The sequence below is a fragment of the Protofrankia sp. Cr2 genome, assembly GCF_963555885.1.
GTDB lineage: Bacteria > Actinomycetota > Actinomycetes > Frankiales > Frankiaceae > Protofrankia.
In genome coordinates this window covers 1-15,138 of record NZ_CAUVXG010000007.1, presented here as the reverse complement: position 1 = coordinate 15,138, position 15,138 = coordinate 1, and the positions used below count along the sequence as shown (strand labels likewise).

The 15,138-nt window shown below is 64.4% G+C and carries 13 protein-coding genes and 1 pseudogene; 13 read left to right on the top strand and 1 reads right to left on the bottom strand.

Translation table 11 applies throughout. The features are described from left to right. Positions 1-84: 84 nt before the first annotated feature. A complete protein-coding gene (locus U9978_RS05730) occupies positions 85-954 on the bottom strand; it encodes a TetR family transcriptional regulator (RefSeq protein WP_322759992.1) in 870 nt (289 codons plus the stop codon). Between the two features lie 759 nt (positions 955-1,713). Between U9978_RS05730 and U9978_RS05725 the strand changes: the two genes are divergently transcribed. The 13 genes and pseudogenes from U9978_RS05725 (at position 1,714) to U9978_RS05665 (ending at position 14,977) form a co-directional block, all read left to right on the top strand. Then, positions 1,714-2,931, top strand: coding sequence for an ABC transporter substrate-binding protein (locus U9978_RS05725; RefSeq protein ID WP_322759991.1), 1,218 nt, complete (start codon positions 1,714-1,716; stop codon positions 2,929-2,931). A gap of 184 nt (positions 2,932-3,115) precedes the next feature. Continuing rightward, entirely contained in the window at positions 3,116-3,550 is a 435-nt protein-coding gene (locus U9978_RS05720; RefSeq protein WP_322759990.1) for an NfeD family protein, read from the top strand. Between the two features lie 75 nt (positions 3,551-3,625). Beyond that, a pseudogene (locus U9978_RS05715) lies at positions 3,626-4,574 on the top strand (SPFH domain-containing protein). Between the two features lie 359 nt (positions 4,575-4,933). After that, positions 4,934-5,791 (top strand): metal ABC transporter substrate-binding protein, encoded by an 858-nt coding sequence (locus U9978_RS05710; RefSeq protein WP_322759989.1) that lies wholly within the window; start codon positions 4,934-4,936, stop codon positions 5,789-5,791. 23 nt (positions 5,792-5,814) lie between these two features. Then, the gene (locus U9978_RS05705) at positions 5,815-6,612 is read left to right on the top strand and encodes a metal ABC transporter ATP-binding protein (protein ID WP_322759988.1); all 798 of its coding nucleotides are present in this window, start codon (positions 5,815-5,817) and stop codon (positions 6,610-6,612) included. Between the two features lie 64 nt (positions 6,613-6,676). Then, on the top strand, positions 6,677-7,648 hold the full coding sequence (locus U9978_RS05700) for a metal ABC transporter permease (RefSeq protein ID WP_322759987.1): 972 nt from the start codon (positions 6,677-6,679) through the stop codon (positions 7,646-7,648). Next, positions 7,645-8,499 (top strand): metal ABC transporter permease, encoded by an 855-nt coding sequence (locus U9978_RS05695; protein ID WP_322759986.1) that lies wholly within the window; start codon positions 7,645-7,647, stop codon positions 8,497-8,499. Before U9978_RS05700 ends, U9978_RS05695 begins: the two co-directional genes overlap by 4 nt. Positions 8,500-8,543: 44 nt before the next feature. After that, positions 8,544-8,801, top strand: coding sequence for a type II toxin-antitoxin system Phd/YefM family antitoxin (locus U9978_RS05690; RefSeq protein WP_416210863.1), 258 nt, complete (start codon positions 8,544-8,546; stop codon positions 8,799-8,801). Beyond that, on the top strand, positions 8,786-9,184 hold the full coding sequence (locus U9978_RS05685) for a type II toxin-antitoxin system VapC family toxin (RefSeq protein WP_322759984.1): 399 nt from the start codon (positions 8,786-8,788) through the stop codon (positions 9,182-9,184). The genes U9978_RS05690 and U9978_RS05685 overlap by 16 nt, the downstream gene beginning before the upstream one ends. Positions 9,185-9,793: 609 nt before the next feature. Then, complete coding sequence (locus tag U9978_RS05680; protein ID WP_322759983.1) at positions 9,794-10,423, top strand: SCO family protein; 630 nt, start codon at positions 9,794-9,796, stop codon at positions 10,421-10,423. Positions 10,424-10,691: 268 nt separating this feature from the next. Continuing rightward, on the top strand, positions 10,692-11,975 hold the full coding sequence (locus U9978_RS05675) for a glycosyltransferase family 2 protein (protein WP_322759982.1): 1,284 nt from the start codon (positions 10,692-10,694) through the stop codon (positions 11,973-11,975). A gap of 95 nt (positions 11,976-12,070) precedes the next feature. Beyond that, a complete protein-coding gene (locus tag U9978_RS05670) occupies positions 12,071-13,540 on the top strand; it encodes a glycosyltransferase family 39 protein (protein WP_322759981.1) in 1,470 nt (489 codons plus the stop codon). 69 nt (positions 13,541-13,609) lie between these two features. Next, the gene (locus tag U9978_RS05665; RefSeq protein ID WP_322759980.1) at positions 13,610-14,977 is read left to right on the top strand and encodes a glycosyltransferase family 2 protein; all 1,368 of its coding nucleotides are present in this window, start codon (positions 13,610-13,612) and stop codon (positions 14,975-14,977) included. Positions 14,978-15,138: the final 161 nt, after the last annotated feature.

Below are 15,138 nucleotides of genomic sequence, written 5' to 3'. Positions count from 1 at the left end.
AGTACGCTACCCGCCCCGTACTCCAGCCCACTCAGATCCGTACCGCTCCCCGTCAAGAAGGAGTCCTTTTCTGCGTCAGCTCCTTCATCGCGGTCTGTTCGGTAGCTGTTCTGATGGTGTGGAGCATGATTCCGCATCTTCGCCGGACTGGCAATCCGCATGGGAGGCGTCCACTGTGGGCAGACGGCGTTCGCCGGAGCGAACGGCGCCGGTGGTTGTTCGGGAGGACGGGGCGGCCAGCATCCCCGACATGGCCTCGGTCAGGTCTGTGACCAGATCGTGCAGTTCCCCGTCCGAGGGCGGGCCAGCTGGGTCGCGACCGGCGGGATCGGTTGCGAGGTTCGTGGCGGCGTCGGGTTGCGCCTCGGTGGCGTGGACGCGTTCGTAGTCGGCAAGCGCGGCGATGGCCATCCGCATCGCAAGGTTGAATCGGCGCCGGAACACCGATTCCGGCAGCGTGGGAAGAGCATGCCGCAGGATGTCCCGGGCCTGGCGGAACGTGGTGTCCATGCCGCTCTCCGGCCGGCGGATGCGATGATCACGTGCATGGTCGGCCTGAAGCCGGGCCAGGAAACTGACGTACTGACCGTAACCGACCAGCTCCGCTAGCGGCCATACGATGGCCTCGACTGTGGCCTGAATCGTGGCTTGGGCCGTGCCGGTGCCCGTGGCTCGGGCGAGCAGTACCGATCTGCGTGCGTTGAGCACGGTCGCGCGATGTTCGAAGATCGCTTCGAGGAGTCGCTCCTTGTCGCCGAAGTGGTACTGGGCTGCTCCGGTGTTGTGGCTACCGGCAGCGGCGGCGATCTCGCGCAGTGAAACCGCGTCGAGACCCCGTTCCGCGAACAGGCGTTCAGCCGTCGCGATCAGGGCGTCACGGGTGGTTCTGCCACGATCGTAACTACGGCGTCGCTTGTTGCGACTGGGATCACCGGTGGTTGTCAGGCCACTCACCCATCCAGTGTGACGCCGGCAGTCGCCGTACCTCCTTGGCTGTCCAGAGCAGTTCAGTCCCTTTTCATATTCTGGCACAACTGCTTTAGAGCGCCCGACAATAGCGGCGTGGATCAAGGAGCGGGACCGGGGTGCGTGCATCGCGAGGCGCGAGGCGCGAGTCACCCTGGTGTTGGGCGTTGAGCGACGGGCCAGGGTACCCGTGCATCGCGCAGCGATGTGGCGAGGTGCGTGCCCCGGCCCCGACCCCGGCTCGCTGGATCCCCGTGAGGTGGGGCCGGGGGTGACCACTCGGGGAGGACCGCGGAGCGTTGGTTGGGCGATGGGGCTTGACGGCCACTCCCCGAGACATCACATTTGGCTCAATCATTAGCCGCTTAGAGCGTTCGGCAATAGGAGAGTAGATCAAGGAGCGGGGCTGGGTGCGTGCATCGCGAAGTGCGAGGAGGGAGTCACCCTGGTGTTGGGTGTCGACCGACGAGCCGGGGTACCCGTGCATCGCGTAGCGGTGGGCGGGTAGCGATGACAGGAGGTGCGTGCGTAGCCTCGCGACGCCGCGCCCCTATTGCCGGTCGTTCTTGAAGTCGTTTTTGGATATGGGGGCCCGGGGCGCATAGATGTTGTGCAACGTCACTGGCGGATCGCGGTGCCGGTGACTCGCCTGGAATCGCCTGGAATCGCCAGAACGGTGACAGCGGGGTTGAACCGATGTCACAGACATCTGTTGTTGATCAATTATGTCACAGGAGGAATCAGACTGTGCGCAGGAAGTTACCAATCACCATGGGCTTGGCGGGTGCGCTCGCGCTTGCGCTGGTGGCATGTGGGGGCAACTCGACCGGAGACGCGCCCAAATCGGTCGTTACCGCCACGGCCAGTCAGCCGACCGGTGAACCGATCAAGGTCATGGTCATTACCGCGCTGTCCGGACCGTCGGAGGCGTTCACCGACATCCCGCCCGCGGTGAAGGCGGCCGTGGCCGCGATCAACAAGGCGGGTGGCGTCAAGGGGCGGCCCTTTGAAGTCACCATCTGTGACGACCAGTTCGATCCGAACAAGGCCGCCGACTGTGCGAACCAGGCGGCCAGTGGCAAATATCTGTTCGTAACCGGAACCTCCGCGAACGGTGACCGCTACATGCCGATCCTGGAGAAGGCGAAGATCCCGGTAGTCGGTGCGACCCCGAACAGCGCAAGCGAGCTGAAGAGCCTGTATTCCTACCCGTTCATCTCCGGTGTCATCGAGGTCGCCGGTGGTGGAACCGCCTGCGGCAAGCTCGGTAAGAAGACCCCGGGGGCCGCTATCGTCGACATCGCGGCCGGCCGCAACTCGGCCTCGCTGATCAACATGGGTCTCAAGCCGTACAACCTGCCGGCTCCCAAGAACGTCTTCATCCCGCCGACCGCCACCGACTTCACGACCTACGCAGCCAACCTCAGCGGCACCGACTGCATCGAGGCCGTGCTCGGCGGTGCCGCCTTTGAGCGACTGACGCAGGCGCTGCGCCAGTCCGGCAACAACGCGACCGTGGCCTATGGATCGGGACAGGTCGGCCAGCAGCGAATCGACCGACTGGGCGCGGCTGCCACCGGCTTGGTCCTCGTCGCCCAGAACCCGGCGGTGACCGATACCACCGTCCCGGCGGTGAAGAAGTTCCATGACGAGGCCATCGCCAACGGTACGGCCGAGAACGAGCTGACCGACGAGGCTCTGATCATGTGGGGGGCCACCCACCTGGTGGCCGATCTCGCCGCCAAGCTGACCACGATCGACGGCGAGAACCTGGCGCAGGCACTTAACACGGCTGGTGATATCGACTACCCGCCGCTCACCAAGGTCAACTTTGCGAAGCCGGTTCAGGTCATTTCCCCGGACAACCGGATCTTCTCGACCGATGTGCAGTTCTCGGAGATCAGGGACGGCAAGCGCGTCCCGCTCTTCAACGGACAGGCGGTCAACGTTCTCAACCCGTCCTGACATGCCGCCGGCCGGGCCACGAACAGTGGCCCGGCCGGTTCGACGTTTCTCGCGCCACGGCGCGACACGCGGCAACACCGGCTGACCGTTCGCGCGGTCGTCCCCGACCGCCGCTGCCTTGCCCGGTGAAGCCAGGCCCCTAGGGCGTGTTCACAGCAGGTCCCGCGGTGCCTACGATGATGGTATGTCAGCGTGGCTCTGGTGGTTGGTGATCGCCGGAGCCCTCGGGGTCGGTGAGATGCTGACGCTTGCCCTGATCCTCGGGATGACGGCGATCGCCGCCCTCGTCGCCGCGATCGTGGCGGGCGTCGGAGGCGGTGTTCTCACGCAGCTCATGGCGTTCGCCGCCACCTCTGTCGCGCTTCTGCTCGGGCTGCGGCCCGTCGCGCGCCGCCATCTGAACCAGTCGCCAGCCGTCGCGATGGGTATGGATGCGCTGATCGGCCGGACCGGCGTTGTTCTGGAGTCTGTTGACGGCGACGACGGTCGGGTCAAGATCGGCGGTGAGGTGTGGTCGGCACGCCTGACGATTGCGGGCCAGCCGCTCGAACCGGGCACCAGCGTCCGCGTGCTGCGTATCGACGGCGCGACAGCCGTCGTCCATCCCGCGGAGTTGTGAACGTAGGAAGACCGGAGGCGCTGCTGTGATGAGGATGCCCGTGGAGGTCTCGGGTATGGCAGCGGGGCCGTCCTGATGGCAGGGCTGATCGCGGCCGCTGTCGTCGTGCTCGTACTGGTCGTGTTCCTCGCCCGAGCCGTCCGGGTGGTACCGCAGGCCCGCGCGGTCGTGGTCGAGCGCCTCGGCCGCTACCACCGGACCCTCGGCCCAGGCCTCGCGATCGTCATCCCCGCGGTGGACCGGATCAGGGAGCGCGTTGACCTGCGAGAACAGGTGGTGACGTTTCCGCCGCAACCGGTAATAACCGAGGATAACCGAGGATAACCTTGTCGTCAGTATCGACACCGTTATCTTTTTCCAGGTCACCGACCCACGGGCGGCCACCTACGAGATCGCTGATGTGATCCGTGCGATCGAGCAGCTCACGGTCACCACATTGCGTAACGTGATTGGCAGCCTGAACCTGGAGCAGACCCTGACGTCCCGCGATGAGATCAACACGCGATTGCGGGGTGTCCTCGACGAGGCGACCGGTAAGTGGGGCATCCGGGTGAACCGGGTGGAGATAAAGGCAATTGAGCCGCCACCGTCGATCCAGGATTCGATGGAAAAGCAGATGCGTGCCGAGCGAGACCGCCGGGCGGCGATTCTGTCGGCCGAGGGCGTCAAGCAGAGCGAGATTCTTCGCGCCGAGGGCGCAAAACAGGCTGCGATCCTGCGAGCCCAGGGCGAGCGGGAAGCGAAGATTCTTTCTGCCCAGGGTGAGGCCCAGGCCATTGCCACGGTGTTCCAGGCGATCCATGAAGGCAACGCGGACCGCAAGCTCCTTGCTTACCAGTACCTGCAGACCCTGCCGCGTCTCGCGGCGGGTGACGCGAACAAGGTCTGGATCATTCCCAGCGACCTGACGAGGGCGTTCGGGGGGCTCGGGGCGTTCAGCGGTTTGATCGACAGCCTCGGCCAGTCCGGCGGTGCCGGCCAGTCGGACAGTTCCGCCCAGCCCGAGGCGGATGACGGGGTCTGAAACCGGCTGCACGGCAGTCTGTGGCTGCTTCGCGTAACCGTTATCTCGATCCGAAGCAACGGCTGGGCTGTGCCCGGCCGTTGCTGACGTGATGGCCATGCCAGCTGCCGATAGTGATCATATTGCGTCTCAGGCCCTGTTGTGAATCTTGGGTTCAGACGGCGAGGCGCGCCCGGGTGGTACCCGGTTTGACATCCGAACCGGGAACCGTTTCCATTATGATTATCGTCGCCTTCATGTTGGAGTTTCCCTTGCGTGTGACACGGCTCCGTCTCGCCTCTGGCACCATCGGTCTCGCCGTGGGTGTTGTCTTGATTGCCAGTTGTAGTTCTGGTGGTGGTTCTAGCGCGGATGGCTCCGTGTCGGCGACTGCCACGGCGTCGGGAAAGCTCAAGGTGGTTGCGACCACCACCCAGGTCGCCGACTTCGCCCGCGTCGTCGGCGGTGACCGGGTCCAGGTGACCCAGATCCTCAAGCCCAATGTCGACCCGCACGACTACGAACCGTCGCCGGCGGATGTCAAGGCGATCGGCGAGGCGAACGTTCTCGTGGCCAACGGCGTGGGTCTGGAGAAGTGGCTCGACAGTGCGATCTCGTCCGCGAATTTCAAGGGCACGCGGGTCGACACCAGCCAGGGCGTGAAGATCCGGCCGGGTAACGGTGACGACGAGGAGAAGGCTGGAGACCCGCACATCTGGCACAACCCACTGAACGCGAAGATCATGGCAGCCAACATCGAGAAGGCGTTCGCCGCCGGCGACGCGGCCGGTACCGCGACCTACCAGGCCAACCTCGCCGCCTATGACGGCAAGCTCGACGCCCTTGACGCGGACATCGCGCGGCAGATCAACTCCCTGCTACCCGCCGATCGCAAACTCGTGACCAACCACGACGCCTTCGGCTACTACGTCGACCGGTATCAGCTGACCTTCGTCGGGTCGATCATTCCAAGTTTCGACACGTCAGCGGAACTGTCCGGTCGGGACGTCGACGATCTCGTCAGTGAGATCAAGAAGACCGGCGTGAAAGCGATCTTCTCCGAGTCGTCGTTGCCACCGAACACGGCCCAGACGATCGGTCGGGAAGCCGGTGTCAAGGTGGTGGCGGGGGAGGATGCCCTGTACGGTGACACGCTCGGCCCGGAGGGCTCCGACGGTGCGACCTACCTGCAGATGGAAGAGCACAACACCAAAACGATCGTCGGGGCGCTGATGTGAGGGCACAGGCGATGGATCCCCAGATGGATGTCGGGGCCGTCCGTAAGGACACGGACCCGGCCAGTGATCGTCCGACCGCGGTGCTCTTCGACCGGGCGACCCTCGCCTATGGCCGGGAACCCGTTGTCGAGGATGTGGACGGCGTGGTGCGGGTCGGCAGCACGGTCGCGCTCATCGGGCCGAACGGCGGCGGCAAGTCGACCCTGATCAAGGCGATGCTCGGGCTTGTCCCGGTCGTCGGCGGGTCGATTCAGGTGCTCGGCCGGACACCGGCCCGGGCCCGTCGGGACGTCGCCTATGTTCCGCAGGCTGACACGCTTGATCCAGAATTCCCGGTCTCGGTCCACCAGGTCGTGCTGATGGGCCGGTACCGCACGATCGGATGGGTGCGCCCGGCCGGCCGCTCCGACCGGCGCATCGCCGCGCAGGCCCTGGCTGCGGTTGGGCTCGCACACCGGGCCGCTGACCGGTTCGGCACGTTGTCCGGTGGGCAGCGCCAACGCGTCCTGCTCGCGCGGGCAATAGCCCAGCAGCCCAAGCTGCTGCTGCTGGACGAGCCGTTCAACGGCGTGGACGCGGTCTCGCAGGAAGCACTGCTGCGCGCGCTCGGTGAGCTGCGCGATGCCGGCGCCACGGTCATCGTCAGTACCCATGACCTCTCGCTGGTGCACCTTGCCTGCGACGACGTCTGTCTGCTCAACCGGCATCAGTTCGGGTTCGGCCCGACCTCGGCCACGCTGACCCCGGACAGGCTTCGCGCCGCCTACGGTGGGGCCGCCCTTCAGGTGCATGTCGACAATGTGATCGTCGCCCACTCGTGAGGCCGCCGGTAACGACCCGGCTGGTAACGACCCGGCGGGTAACGGGAGACAGGGGAGACCGGCGATGGTGAACCGGCTGCTCGTCGAGCCGTTCGCGCTTCCGTTCATGCAGCGGGCGCTGGTCGAGGTGCTGCTTCTGGGCGCTGTGGCCGGCGTGGTCGGGGTGTTCGTGGTTTTGCGGCGCCTGGCGTTCCTGTCCGATGCGCTTACCCATACCGTTTTCCCCGGGGTTGTCATCGGCTACCTGGTGTCAGGGGAATCGGGCATCGTGCCGGGAGCGCTCGCCTTCGCGGTGTTGTCCGCAGCGCTGTTCACCGCGCTGACGGCCAACCGGCGGGTGAACCAGGATGCCGCGCTCGCCATCCTGCTGACGTCCTTCTTCGCGCTCGGGGTCGTGCTTGTCTCCCGCCGGCGTTCCTACACCGCGGACCTGACCGCCTTCCTGTTCGGCCGGGTCCTCACCGTCGACGCCACCCAGCTCATCCAGACCGCGGTGGTCGTCGTCGGGGTATCGGTGGTGCTGCTGGCGCTGCGTAAGGAGTTGGTCCTACGGGCGTTCGACCCGCAGGCGGCGCGGGCGATGGGCTACCGCGTCGGCCTGCTGGACCTCACCCTCAACCTCGTCATCGCGGTCGTCGTCGTCGCCGCGGTCAAGGCCGTCGGGACGATTCTCGTCATCGCCCTTCTCGTCGTCCCGGCGGCGACGGCCCGCCTGCTGTCCGACCGGCTGGTGCTTCTGCCGGCAATTGCGATCACAGTCGGTATGCTCGGCGGCTGGCTGGGGCTCGTCGCCAGCTACGAGGCGTCGATCAACCACGGGGTTCGGCTGGCATCGGGTGCCACTGTCGTGCTCGCGCTCGTCGTGTTCTATCTGCTCGCGCTCGTGGTCGGGCCGCTTGGCCGGTTCGTGCGCGGGCACCGGTTGCGGGGGCACCGGTTGCGGGGGCTGCTGCCGGCGGATGCGGCGGCAGTCGGCGAATCATCGGATGGTCTGCTCGCGCCAGCCGGGCCGACGACGGGGGCAGACATCCGATGATCTTCACGAGCCTGCTGTCAGACTCTTATACGCGTCGTGCGCTACTCGAAGCCGTGCTCGTCGGCGCGTTGTGCGGCGCTGTCGGCGTACATGTGGTGTTGCGCCGGCTGAGCTTCTTCACCATGGCGATGACGCACGCCACATTCCCCGGCGTGGTGCTCGCGGCGATCATGGGTCTGAACCTGTACCTCGGTTCGGCGGTATTCGGTGTCCTGGTGGTCCTCGCCGTGGCCGCGCTCTCAGCACGCGGCGACAACGCAAGCGTCACCGGCGTCGTGCTCTCCGGCGGCTTCGCACTGGGTGTGCTGCTGCTGTCCGCGCAGGCGGGATTCACCAAGGACCTCACCGCCTACCTCGTCGGCTCCATTCTCACTGTGCAGCCCGCTGCTGTGGTCACCACCGGCGTCACCGCCGCGGTGGTCCTCGCGCTTCTCGCGCTGCTGGGCAAGGAGCTGGTCTTCGGAGCCTTCGATCGGGACGCCATGGTGGCGGCCGGCTACCCGGCCGGCCGGCTCGACCTGGTCCTCCTGCTACTGATCGAGATGACCATCGTCACGTCGGTACCGGCGGTGGGGACGATCCTGTCGGTTGCGTTGATCGTGGCGCCGGCCGCCACGGCCCGGCTGTGGTGCAGGAGCGTCGGGGCGATGACCGCCGTCGCGATCGCAGTCGGGATCGCCAGCGGTGCGATCGGGCTCGCGGTCAGCCGACAGTGGAGCGTCGCAGCAGGTGGCGCGATCGTGCTCACGGCCGCGGGAATCTTCGCCCTGTCACTCGTTGTCGCGCCCGCCGTTGGTCTGTTGGTGCGCTGGTTCGCCCGGCCGAAGCTGACGCGTCAGCCGACCGGTTGAAGAATGCGCGGTGGGTGATCTGATTATCAGATAGAATGGAGACCATGCGAACCATCACGGCGACCGAGGCGTCTCGGAGGTTTTCGGACTTGCTTGACGCGATCGAGGCCGGCGAAACCATCACTATTACGCGTGGTAATCATCCAATTGCGGAGATCGGGCCGGCGCGCCGAAGGACTGGAGCTGACCTTCGAGCCGCGCTTCTCGGCACCACGCCGCCGGACGACACCTTCGAGGAGAGTGTCGCGGAGGCAGTCGGTTACCTCACGGCGGACGAGGGTGACCCGTGGGCCGCCGTCTGATTCTCGACACCAACATCCTGATCGCCTACGAACGAGGAACTATCGACAGATCCGCTCTGGACGACGACGAGCTTGCGGTCGCAGCCGTGTCGATCGCTGAGTACCGCGTCGGGATCGAGCTCGCCGACACCGCCACCAGGGCAGCCGCTCGTTCGCGATCGCTGTCCGCCATGATGTCCGTGCTGGACGTACTCGACTACACAGCGAACACAGCCGTCCATCATGCTCGTCTCATCGCGGCCTCGCGTCGGCTCGGACTGCATTGCGGCATCCATGATCTGATCATCGCGGCTCATGCGACCGAGACCGGACGGATCATCGTCAGTCGTGATTCCAGGGCACGTTTCGCCGATCTTCCAGGCGTCCTCGCGATGGAACCGTAGGCGTCCATCGCGGAGCGGACGGCGGCATCACATGAGAGTCCCGATCGTCCGACACGAATTCATCAACGCGGCGATTTACTGCGATCACCTGGCTACGCCCTGGTGAATGTCTACCGCGAGTCTAAGAGCGACCGGCACTTCCCCGGATGCGGTCATGATCCGGCTGAATCGGCTGGCAAGAAGGCCGTCGACCGCGACCGCGGGTCGGTGGTGACACCCCACCCGCTGATTCTTTGTCGCTCAAACGGGGTCGCCCAAGTCGAGATGCAGGGGATGCGTTGATTTATTCGTCCTGGGACAAAGGCCGCGGCTCCTGCTAGCATCGCGTGCGGACCGCTTTTTTGGGGGGACGTCACGACATGCCCTATTCGACTCGCGCCTGGCGCGGAGATCTTTTGGTGGCCGGTGGGGGCCGGACTCCGACGGATCAGCTGGACTCTATTTGCAGAACGTACCACATCGATCGACCGTACGTCACCAGGAGCCGATTCGTCGACCGATGGAGCGGGGAGTGCGTGGGGGGATGACCTGGAAGTGGCCGTTCTTCAGGGTTGGCTACCCGGTGACAAGGTCGGCACGTGGCGGCAGGACTCCGCACCCGTGCGGCACGTGAACGCCGCGATCGCCGGCGCTGTACTGGTTCTGTTTGTTGCGGCATGCGGGTCGGCATCCGGATCAACAGCCGTGGCCGGGCAGAAGGCAAGCGCAACCGTGCCCCTCGCGGGCCGTCCGCTGACTCCTACTGTCGCCCAGCCGACCACTCATCTCACCGACACGAATGGATCTCCATTTGATGTACGGTCGGCAACCGCGGGCAAGTTGACGTTTGTGTTCTTCGGCTACACCCAATGTCCGGACGTCTGTCCGACAACATTAGCCGATATCGCCGCGGCCCTCAATCAACAGACTCCGGCTGTTCGAGCAGGGACGACTGTGGTGTTTGTGACGACGGATCCCGACCATGACTCACCTCAGACGATCCGTCGATGGCTCAACCAGTTCGATGTTTCCTTCGTCGGTCTCACCGGGAGCTGGACGGACATCGCAGGCTACGCTACCGCTCTCGGGTTGCCGACCATCCGCCCCGAGCAGGCACCTGACGGGAGCTGGACGGTGGAGCACGTGTCTCGGGTGACCGCCTTCAGTCCGGACGGCACAGCGCGCGTGGGGTATCTCGCGAGCGCAACGGTCGCCAACTATTCACATGACATTCCTTTATTGCTTGAAAACCGAGTGTAGTCGACGTCCCCTCGTGCATACCGCATGTTCGCCGAACAGGATACGTGTGGTCGGTCACGGCGGAGCTCCGAAGCACGAGAAATGCATGCACAAGCGGCCTGTGAGCACACCCGTGCCGGCGGTCGCCGGAGGCCGGCCTGAACTGGGAACCGGTCCGGGATCTTCATTTTTCCGCGCACCTCGCTGTTGATCCATCCACCACGGAGCCTGGTAGCTCACCACCCGATCATGGGTTGTAGTCAATGCCCATAATGTGAAAGGAACGATCTTGCTGTCTGCCCTCATCTCGGCAGCAATCGTTGTCATCGCTCTCACGCTGTTCGTAACGTCCGGCGCCAATCTGTGGTGGATGCTCTACGCGTGGCGCACGCCCGAGACTTACCAGCGAACCTTCTACCTGCCGGCCATCCGGGAACCTTGCCACAGTTTTTCGATCATTGTTCCTGCCCGACACGAGAACGAGTCGGTCCTGCGAGCGACAATCACTCGTCTCGTCGATCAGACACATCCACAAGTGGAGATCGTTCTGGCCGTCGGTCACGATGATCCCTCGACCGTGGCGGTGGCCCAGAAGATTGCGGAGACATATCCCGGCCTGAAGATCTCAGTCAACTATTCGGAGGTCAAGAACAAACCGCGCCAGCTGAACACCGCTCTGGCTGACTGTACCGGCGACATAGTCGGTGTCTTCGACGCGGAGTCCCTGGCGGCCAGCGAACTGCTCGTCCATGTTGACGAAGTATTTCAGGCAAATGACGCCGACGTCGTTCAGGGTGCGGTCCAGCTCATCAACTTCCAGTCCAGTTGGTATTCGCTCCGTAACTGTCTGGAGTACTATTTCTGGTTTCGCTCCCGGTTGCACATGCATGCCCAGAAGCAGTTCATCCCGCTCGGTGGAAATACCGTCTTCGTCCGAAGAGCGCTCCTCAACGAAGTGAACGGATGGGACGGTGACTGCCTTGCCGAGGACTGCGACCTCGGCGTTCGACTGTCCGCGCTCGGCCGCAAGGTCAGCGTTGCCTTCGACCCCCGTCTGGTCACCCGGGAGGAGACACCCGACTCGATATACGCCCTGGTGAAGCAACGGACCCGGTGGAATCTCGGGTTCATACAGGTTCTCTACAAGGGTGACTGGCGAAAGCTGCCGACGCGTCGTGCGCGCAACCTGGCCCGCTTCACCCTCCTGCAGCCCATGAGCCAGGCGTTCTCGGGACTGGTGCTCCCGGTGGCCCTGCTGACTGCTGTGATCGGCAAGTTCTCGATGATCATTGCGTTGACGTCTTTTCTCCCGACCCTCCCGACGATTGCCATGCTCGGGTTCGACGTCGTCGCCCTCCGAGCCTTCGGGCAGGATTACGACTTCCGCATCCGGGTACGTGACTACGCCAGTCTCGTGTTCTTCATGCCTGCCTATCAACTGGTTCTCGCGTGGGCGGCCGTCCGATCGGCCTTCCGTTTCTTCGCCGGAAATTTCGAGTGGGAGAAGACCGCTCACGTCGGCGCACATCTGAGCACACCGACAATCGCCGACGACACAGTCAGGAGGATCTGAACGTGTCCACGACCGCAGTCCTACCACAGCCGGTCGTGACCGCCGTCCCAACACCTGTGGCAGCGGCGAATCGGCCCCGGCGGCGTTGGTTGGACATGACCATCATCGTCGCGCTCATGACGATCACGACCGTCGTCCTTCTCGTCAACCTCCACGGTTACCCGACCGTCCAGGATGACGAGGGAACCTACCTCTCGCAGGCTGAATGGGTGCGGGCGCACGGCTCGCTGTCACCGTACACCTACTGGTACGACCACCCGCCGTTCGGCTGGATACAACTGGCTGCATTTTCCTGGATCCCGATCTTTCATGGGGGTCCGCTGACCGTCGCAGCCGGGCGTGCCATCGTGGTCCTCTACGCCGACGCCTCCGTCGTGATGCTCTACCTGCTGGCGTGTCGGCTACGGATCCGCCGGCCCTTCGCCGTTCTCGCGGTTCTCCTGTTCGTCTGCTCACCGATCTCCGTAACATTTCTCCGCCAGGTCTATCTGGACAACCTCGCGATTCCGTGGCTCCTCGCGGCCTTCTATTTCGCCAGCACCCCCCGCCGGCACCTCTGGCACTACGTGCTGGCCGGAGTCCTTCTGGCAGGCACTGTGCTGACCAAGGAGACCACCGCCGTGCTTCTGCCGGCCGTCGCGCTCGCAGGCTGGCAGTCCAGTTATGTGAAGACCCGGGACTTCGCCTCCGTGGGGTTCTGGTTGGGTTTCATTCTCATTGCTCTGGTCTATCCGCTGATGGCTCTACTGAAAGGTGAGCTCTTCGCCGGCCCGATCCACGTGTCGCTGCAGGCTGCGATGAAGTTTCAGTTCGTGGATCGCGCGGGCTCGGGCTCGGTGTTCGATCCGTCCGCGTCAGCCCGCACCACCGTGCTCGGCTGGGCATACCTCGACAAGTGGCTGCTCATTCTGGGCGCGGTCGCCGCCGTCCTCGCGCTCCTCGTCCGCCGGCTGCGGCCGATCGGGCTGGTGGTGCTGTTGCTGGGGATTACCTTGTTGCGAAAGGGTTACCTGCCACAGATGTTCATCATCGTGGCGTTACCCTTTCTTGCGCTGTGCGTGGGCGGGATCGCAGACCAGGCATGGTCGCTTGCCCACCGGCTCGCCAAGCCGGTTCGGCGATTCGGTGAGGGCGGTCTGGTCGTGGCTCTGACCCTTGGGATTCTGGTGCTCGGAATCGCATGGCAGCCGGGGATCTCCAGAGCCTTCACCGCGTCCAACAACGTTGAGCATGTTGCCGCAGTGGCCTATCTGCGGAGCCCGGCAATTCCGCGAGACAGCCGGGTCGTCGTGGACAACACGATGTGGCAGGACGTGTACCATGCGGGTTTCTCCTCGCCCTGGCGCACGATCTGGTATTACAAACTGGATCTTGATACGGCGGCGAAGGAGGAGCTACCGGGAGGCTGGCAGGACCTGGACTACGTCGTCCTCACGCCATTCATGCGGCAGGACATCTCGACACTCGGGCTGACCATTATGGCCACCGCGGTCGAGCACTCGAGGGTGGTCGCGCGTTTCGGTACGGGCCCGACGGCTGTTGAGATCCGAAAGGTGCTCAAATGACTCGGCAGCGTAACCGGACAGTGGCACCGAACGGACTGTGGGTGGTCGAAAAATGCCTTCCAGTTCGGTATGAGAACAACCGGAACCGGGGGTAGCGTGAGCCGGAGAATAAAACCGTCGGCGGGTCGGACGTCGGCGCGTCGGGCGTCGGCTGGAATCGTTGCCGGAGCCGTTCCAGCAGTTCCAGCCGCGCGGCGGGAAGTGCTGCCGGGTCCGGTGGCGCAGCAGCCTGCGCTTGATGGAGCCGCCGGGCCACGTTCGGCGGCGAAATCCGAGGTATGGCCACAGTTGACGGTGATCGTGCCGACGAGAAACGAAGCCGGCAACGTCAGTGCGCTCCTGAAGCGGGTCGACGCGGCGCTCGAGGGTATGGCCGCCGAAGTTCTCTTTGTGGATGACTCCACCGACCGCACCCCACAGACGATCGAAGCTGTCAGGCAGAGCTTTAACGTGACGGTGCGTCTGTACCATCGTTCACCCGCCCTGCGCTGGGGAGGGCTCGGTGGTGCCGTCGTTGACGGGCTCCGCCTCTCGCGTTCTCCTTATGCAGTCGTGATGGACGGTGATCTCCAGCACCCACCGGAGGCTCTGCAGACGTTGTATAACGCCGCGGTCGCCAAGCAGGCGGACATGGTCATCGCCAGCCGGTACCGCGGGGACGGGGACGCTGCGGGACTGGCCAGCGGTGTGCGCAGACTCGTGTCATCCGGTGCGAATGCTATCTCCCGGCTGGTTTTCCCCCGGCGGTTGCGGGGTGTGACCGACGTGATGAGTGGATTCTTTCTGGTCCGGGTCGACGCGCTCCATCTCGACCAGTTGCAGCCGAGCGGTTACAAGATACTGCTTGAGCTCCTTGTCCGCACCGACAAGGTCAGCGTGGCGGAAGTCCCGTACTCCTTCGCGGAACGGCACGCGGGTGAGTCCAATGCCTCTGTATTCGAGGGGCTGCGTTTTATCCGGCATCTGTTCTGGCTCAGGGTCCCGCGAGCGGCGCGGTTTGCGTTGGTCGGTGGCACGGGTCTGATACCGAACATCCTCAGTACCGCTGCTCTCACCGCCGTCGGATTACATTACATCATTGCCGCCATCGTGGCTACACAGATCGCCAACGTGTGGAACTTCATTGGTTGCGAGTTGCTCGTCTGGCATGATCGGAAAGGCTCGTGGCGGCGCCGGATGGCCCCGTTCATGCTGCTCAACAGCAGCGACTTGGTCCTTCGGTTGCCGCTGCTCGCCTTCTTCGTGGAGAAGTGGGGGCTCGGCGCCGGAACCGGAACTCTGCTGACCCTGGTCGTCGCGTTCGTGCTGCGGTTCCTGCTCATTGATCGGATAGTGTACAGAAGTCGGGCGGACCACCCTGCGGCGCACCGACCGGATATGACGGCGATGGTCGAGTCGGAAGCGCTCGACCATGTGCTTGTCGAGCATTCGGCATGAATCCTCGGAAGGCGGCCGCCGGAGATCATCCTGCGGTCGTCGCCGATTCGGTTCAGCTGAACGGAACGGTACCGCGATTTCGGTGTGTATCCGAACAGATGCAGCGCCGCTGCTTTTGGAGACGTGGACAGAGAACACTGGAGAAGGTGGTCCTCAATGAT